3 protein-coding genes are annotated in these 6585 nt (G+C 44.4%); 2 read left to right on the top strand and 1 reads right to left on the bottom strand.

The window, feature by feature from the left end; genetic code table 11:
* Positions 1 to 234: 234 nt before the first annotated feature.
* On the bottom strand, positions 235 to 834 hold the full coding sequence (locus ACTIE6_RS08405) for a hypothetical protein (protein WP_439556208.1): 600 nt from the start codon (positions 832 to 834) through the stop codon (positions 235 to 237).
* A 404-nt stretch (positions 835 to 1238) separates the two neighbouring features.
* Here ACTIE6_RS08405 and ACTIE6_RS08400 point away from each other — a divergent pair, with 404 nt between their 5' ends.
* Both ACTIE6_RS08400 and ACTIE6_RS08395 read left to right on the top strand, forming a co-directional pair.
* Positions 1239 to 4262 carry a C25 family cysteine peptidase gene (locus tag ACTIE6_RS08400; protein ID WP_439556207.1) on the top strand — a complete coding sequence of 1008 codons (3024 nt, stop codon included), beginning with the start codon at positions 1239 to 1241 and terminating at the stop codon, positions 4260 to 4262.
* Positions 4263 to 4334: 72 nt separating this feature from the next.
* Positions 4335 to 6585, top strand: a 2251-nt coding sequence (locus ACTIE6_RS08395) for a C25 family cysteine peptidase (protein ID WP_439556206.1), incomplete at its 3' end; no start/stop codon positions are given.

The raw sequence follows: 6585 nt of genomic DNA, 5'->3' as shown, positions 1-6585 counted from the left end.
ATATGTTTAGCGGGATGCAAACCCGGAAAAGTACAAAGTGCAGTTAGATAACAAATTAGCTAATGCCTTTTGTTTCGAAAATAGTATAATTTCAAAAAATAAATTTATGGCGGATTACAAGTTCTTGGTTACGGGCAATTAAAACTTCTTAAGTTTCAAAAACCGAGAAAAGCGCGCATAAAAAAAGGTACAGCATGCAAATGCACCTGTACCTTTTTGCGGGCAGCAGATCAATTAAATATCTGCTTCAATAATATCGGATTCTTTGATGCCATAAGCCTTCACAACTTCCTCGTAATTGTTCATGTTCACACCTGCATTTGCACGGAATGACTTGCTAGGAATAATGACAGCACGAATTCTCTGGAATGTTCTTTCCGGAGCAGTTGGCTGATCTTCTGACCAGCTAACCGGGCGGATATCTATGAAAAACTGGTTTCCTCTAAGTAGGGTGATGAAGTTGAAAGTAGTGCTTTTGCCTTCGCCAAACTCAACTTTTCCAGGAATTGCCCACCAGAGATTCTGGCTTTGTATAAAAACGACCACTACACTTTTTGCAAGCGCTGCTGTATCGGCTGCTGAAAGGTTGTTTTTTCCCATTGTGTAGCCGCCATTGGTACTTGGCTGGTTAGGCGCTGTAATGAGTTCTCTTGCCCCCAGCGCATCCTTACCGGCTACTCCGGTATCACCTTTCGGTCCTGCTGGTCCCGCAGGTCCTGCCGGGCCAGCTGCTCCCGCTGTACCTGCTGGTCCAACTTCACCTTGCGGGCCTTCGCAGCTCATGGATACACCTACAAGACCGATCCAGGCAATTACAATTAATTTTTTAAGCATAGTTGTAGAGATTAAGTTAAAATGAATAGATATAGATTGTGCAAATAAACGGTGAATAATAGAAATACCTAAAGTGAGTCGTAAAAAATACACTATCGGTCACAAGGTACGGTTTGGGACATATTGTTCTTTGCAAAAAAATTGTACCCGTATATGAGCAGTTCCGGATGTTATGTATTGACAAACCCGTTGTTCAGGGCAAAGTAGATTGGAGGCAGGTTTTTGTAGTATATGTTCTATTGATCTTGCTGAAAATTTGTTAGCTTATTCAAGATGTTGTAATTTCATGCTAAAATCCATTCTTTCTATCAGTTACAACTTTTTCACGGATACCCTTCACCTCGCAGACCTTTTTCAGGCTCTCGCATTGAAAACAGAAACACTATAACATTTTGTTAAACCTTATGAAATCTAAAAATTTTACAAAAAAATTCTTAGTACTACTTGTCTTTGCATTGTTCAGCTTTGGCGAATTGCATGCTCAATGGAGCGGGGCGTACGGAAATGAGTGGCTTGCGGGAAAGTACAATCAACCATGGGTGAGCATCAAAGCAGGTGCGATTCCGGGAAGTAACAACACTTACACGCGCTCAAAGGGCATTTACAGGATTGCGATGAACTCTGCTGCATTGCCCAGCTCAATCAAGAATGCTGATAAATCAATGTTGCAGCTGTATCACCGTGGCAGGCAGGTTGATATCATCAAAGCCGACAATACCGAAATCCTTTTTTACGCGGTACCCAATGACGGTAAGTCTGATGAGCTCTTTTACCGCCCGGCTTCTTCCCGCGTGAATCCCTATTGGAGTGCTTACTCTGACGAAAGTACTTACTTCCTCACAGTAGGAGCAGAGGCGGGTGCACGCGCAGCTTCTGTACAGCTTAATAATCCTGGGGCGACTGTCCTGGATGCGCATGTTAAAACCGATCTGAAGACTTTCCAGAATGACTATTCGCACGCGGCTTACTCTCCAATGCGTCCGCCGAATATCAATAGCTTTTTCGAAGACGGAAAGACGAGGACAGGTGCGAGCCTTTATGATGATGGTAATCCAACCTGGACAAAAAATGGTACAAACGGCGCAGAATTTTCAGTTCAGGTAACGAATAAGTCAGGTTCCGGTAATCCACAAATCAAAGGTTTGATCCACGGAAGGAGCTACTTTCCTTCATTTGGAGGATCGCGGGTGATTAAAGTTTACATTGGTAAAACTGCCGCTTCATTGAGAGAGGCCACCCAAGTATCTATTCCTGGTTTTTACTTTGCTGAATTTACCATTGATGTACAACCAGACGATCTGGATGCGAATGGTAAGGCGGTACTCGGATTTACAACACTCGGTAACTCAGAGAATGTTGGGGGAACAACGGTTTACGACAGTTTTTCGGTTACCTATTACCAGGTGACCTATTCGCAGGCACTTAATATGCAGAATGCCGCATCAGCGGAGTTTGTGTTTCCAGGCGCAGCAACAGGTACCGTAAATAAGGTAAGTATCAGCAATGTACCGGCAGGAGCTTCATTTTATGACATTTCAGATCCGGACAAACCACGCAAGATCATCGGCGCGACAGATAACCTGCAATTCTCGAGGATCAATGACAGCCAGCTGACTTTGTTGGCAACCAACCAGACGCCTTATACAGTTACTGACGCTAAAATTGCCAATATCAGCTTTTCGAATATTAATCCTGCTGATTTCAACTATCTGATCGTCACGAACAAAACATTGGAATCCGCTTCTGAGGAATTCAGGGAATATCGCACCAGCGGTTCACCAGGCGAGAAGTACAAGGCAGGCGTATTCAAGATTATCGATATCTACAATCAGTTCAACTACGGAGAACCTAGTCCTGTTGCGATAAGACGATTTGTTGATTACATGATTTCAAATGGCGACAGACAAAAGTATCTGTTGTTAATGGGGCCTTCTATTGCCAGGAACGACAAAGCAGTGAGAGAAATGCCGGATGAAGTACCTACGGTTGGTTACCCAAGTTCTGACGTATTGCTGGTAGAAGGTTTGGGTGGCGAGCTGGAAGATGTGCCGGCTATCCCCGTGGGAAGGATCCCTGCGGTAAGTTATGATCTTGCACACGGTTACCTTGAGAAAGTGAAAACTTACGAGAGCGCAAATGTGGATCTTGCGTGGAGAAGAAAAGTAATCCATGTAAGCGGGGGAAAAAGCAGCGCAGAGATCAACCTGCATGCCGGTAACCTCGCGACTGCTGCTACTGCAAGCGGGATTACAGGTCAGTTTAATGGCGTTGTAAGTGAGTATAAAAAGCCCGCTGCCCAGGCAACTACGATCCCTGTACCGCTTGATATTACTGCGCAGGTAAATGCAGGAGTAGGTATGATCACCTATTTCGGGCACAGCGCGCCGTATCAGACAGACTATAATTTTGGTTATGTTTCGGATCCCGGCAAAGGATATACGGCGACGGATGGAAAATTTCCGGTAATTTTTTACAACGGATGCGACATCCTGAACATTTTCAGCAATAACATTGGAAGTACAAGTGTAAACTCTTCCACCTCCCGTCCACAGTCAGTTGATTGGCTGTTAACTCCGGATCGGGGCGCGATTGCTGTATTTGGTAACTCGTTCTCGGGATACAATGAGAGCTGCAACGAGTTTCTTCAGGAGCTTTATCCATTGATTTTTGGTACACCCGATAAAGCGCGCCAGACACTGGGAAATATTTTGAGGGCAACTTCTCACGAGACAAAAAGCAATCCTAACCCATACAGGATGTCGGCTGATAATGCGAGAATTGCGGCCGACTATCAGAAAAGAAGAGCGCAGCTGCATCAAACCGTATTGATCGGAGATCCGGCTGTTCAGATCCTGTTCAGTACAGAAGGCGGTTTGCCGGTTGATCTTAGCTACTTCAATGCAAAAGCGGTAGGCGAAAGTTCGGTTGAAGTTACCTGGAAAACGGCTTCTGAGAAGAACAACAGCCACTTTGTTATTGAGAGAAGCTACAATGCGAAGAATTTTGAAGTAGTCGGTCTCGTGGAAGGAAAAGGAGATACTGATTCACCAAGCAGCTATGTTTGGTATGATAACAAACCACTTTCCGGAAAGAGCTATTACAGGCTGGTTCAGACGGACAGGGCTACTGTTGAAAATGGACAGAATGTTGATGGTAAAAAAACAACTTCGCAGATTGTTTCAGTTGACAGACCTTTTTCAAGCGCGCTCATTATTTCTCCAAATCCTGCAACTGACCAGGCTGAAATCAAGCTTGACCTGCCGGTTGCAATGAAAAGCTGGAAGCTAATCGACCTGAATGGAAAAGTAAGACGTAAAGGTCTCACATCGAATCAGATCAATACAAGTGATCTGCCTTCCGGAGAGTATGTTTTGGAGGTAACATCAGCGACAGAGGATACCTATTCGAAGAAATTGATCAAGAAATAATGCACGTATAATAAAGAAGGTGTAGCAGATCGTTATTTGCTATACCTTCTTTGTTATAAACCAAAATCATAAATGAACTATCGACACACTCTCTACAACATCTCTCTTCTGATTTTTATTCTGACTGCAAATCTGTCTTTTGGGCAGGCTGGTAAGTCTTATGATAACAGCTGGATCAAGTACGATCAGCCTTATCTCAAAATTTTGGTGAGTGCAAAAGGCATGCACAAAGTGCCGCTTTCAGCTTTGCCCGCGAGCTTTCCCGTTTCTGAACAGGCTAAATTGCAGCTCTGGCATTATGGAAAGCAGGTAGCTATCTCGATCATCAACAATGAAATTGTTTTTTACGGAGTTCCCAATGAAGGTAAAAGGGATTCTCTGCTGTATCGCCCTTATAGTTCCCGACTGAATCCTTACTTCAGTATGTATTCGGATGAAACCGCGTACTTTCTTACTGTTTCCAATTCAAAATCCCTGCGTGCAGAAACTATTACCCGGGCGGTGGACGTGAAAATTCCTGCCACGGTAAGTCACGTAGCGAAAGATCCTTATATACTTAAATCGGACTACTCTCTCATTACACCGAGTCCGCTAAGACCGCATTTATCCAATTCCTTTTTTGAGGATGGAGCAAGCCGCACGGGCCCCTCAGTATTAAAAAATACACAAGTAACCTATCCCGTTCAACTTACTAACCCCATTGACGTTGCAACCAATAAGCCCAGGCTGAAAATGCTTGTTCATGGAAGGAGTAATAACCTGCGGAACGTGGAGGTTTACATTGGCAGAACTGCGCAGGACCTACGTCTGGTTGGGAAAATAACAAGCAGGGATTTTGTGGGGTCAGAATTTGAATTCGATATTCAGCCGGGAGACTTAGACCAGTCTAACAAAGGAGTGATTGCATTAAAATCGCCAAGTAATGAGGCTTACGAGGCATTTTCCCTGGCCTACTTTACAGTTACATATGTACAAACATTATCCACACAATCGAAAAAGTCGTACGAATTTTCCCTGCCTGCTTCCAAGGAAAGTGTAAGCCGCTTGAATATAGCGGGGCTGGCAACTGGTTCTGTAATATATGATATCACTGATACCCTCAAAATTATTTCAGGAGACCCGGCCAATTTGATGGTTCCCCGCAAAGTGGGTAAAGAGTTGAAATTACTTGCTACCAGCGAAGTAGTTACGATTGATGCCGCTAAGATCAGTGCGGTTAATTTCAAAGCCTATGATCGAGCAAAAGCTGAATTCATAATCATCACAAGCGAGAATTTGCTTAGCAGCTCACAAAGCTACGCTGCTTACCGTAGCTCAGCGGCAGGAGGCGGACACTCGGTCTTGGTAGCCAATATCAAAGACTTATATAATCAATTTAACTACGGAGAGCCAAGCCCGCTTGGAATCCGTGGGTTTATGGACTATATACTGGCTGATGGAAACAAAAACCGGAATCTCTTCCTCATCGGTTCCGCTACTTCTTATGTAGACCGAATGAAGAGAGGAATACCAGACGAAGTTCCAACTGTCGGGTATCCTGGCTCTGATCTTTTGCTTGTGTCTGGTATTGCCGGAGCTTCCATAGACAATGCGGCAATACCCGTGGGAAGGCTGCATTCGATTACAAATGAGCAGGTATTAAGTTATCTTGATAAAGTGAAGGAATATGAGCACAGCAAAGCAGAGGATCGCGGCTGGCAGAAGCAGATATTACATTTAAGTGGCGGGAAATCAGTCTCTGAAATAACCCAGCTTAAAAACTTATTGGAACGTGAGAGGCCAGCTGTTGAGAATGGAAGGGTAGGGGGCAAGGTTATCGCGCTTACAAAACAGCAGGCAATGGCGGAGGTTGAGAAAGTTAATATTACGCCTCAGGTAAATGCGGGTGTGGGCATGATTACCTTTTTTGGCCACGGAAGTTCCACTATCACTGATCCGGATATAGGATATGTATCGGATGTGGACCGTGGGTACGACAATGCAGGGAAGTATCCATTGATGTACTTCAATGGTTGCAGCGTCGGCAATATATTTGCTGGTAAAACCAACACCAGTCCGAGCGCGGGCAACAATCGTGCTCCATTGTCTTTGGATTGGATGATAGCTCCAAAAAAGGGCGCAATTGCTGTTATTGCCAATTCCTATGAAGGGTTTATAAGTCCACTCACAGGCTATCTGGATGAACTATATGCAGGCATCTTTTCAGATGAACAAACTTCTAACTTATCCATCGGGCAAATACAGCTGATAGCAAACGAAAAGGTACTGAAAGCCGGCGCCAACGAGTATGATATAGCGAACATACATCAGTCTGTCCTGCAAG

The sequence above is a fragment of the Dyadobacter sp. genome (assembly GCF_051859145.1).
Taxonomy (GTDB): domain Bacteria; phylum Bacteroidota; class Bacteroidia; order Cytophagales; family Spirosomataceae; genus Dyadobacter.
This window is presented reverse-complemented; position numbering and strand designations above follow the sequence as displayed.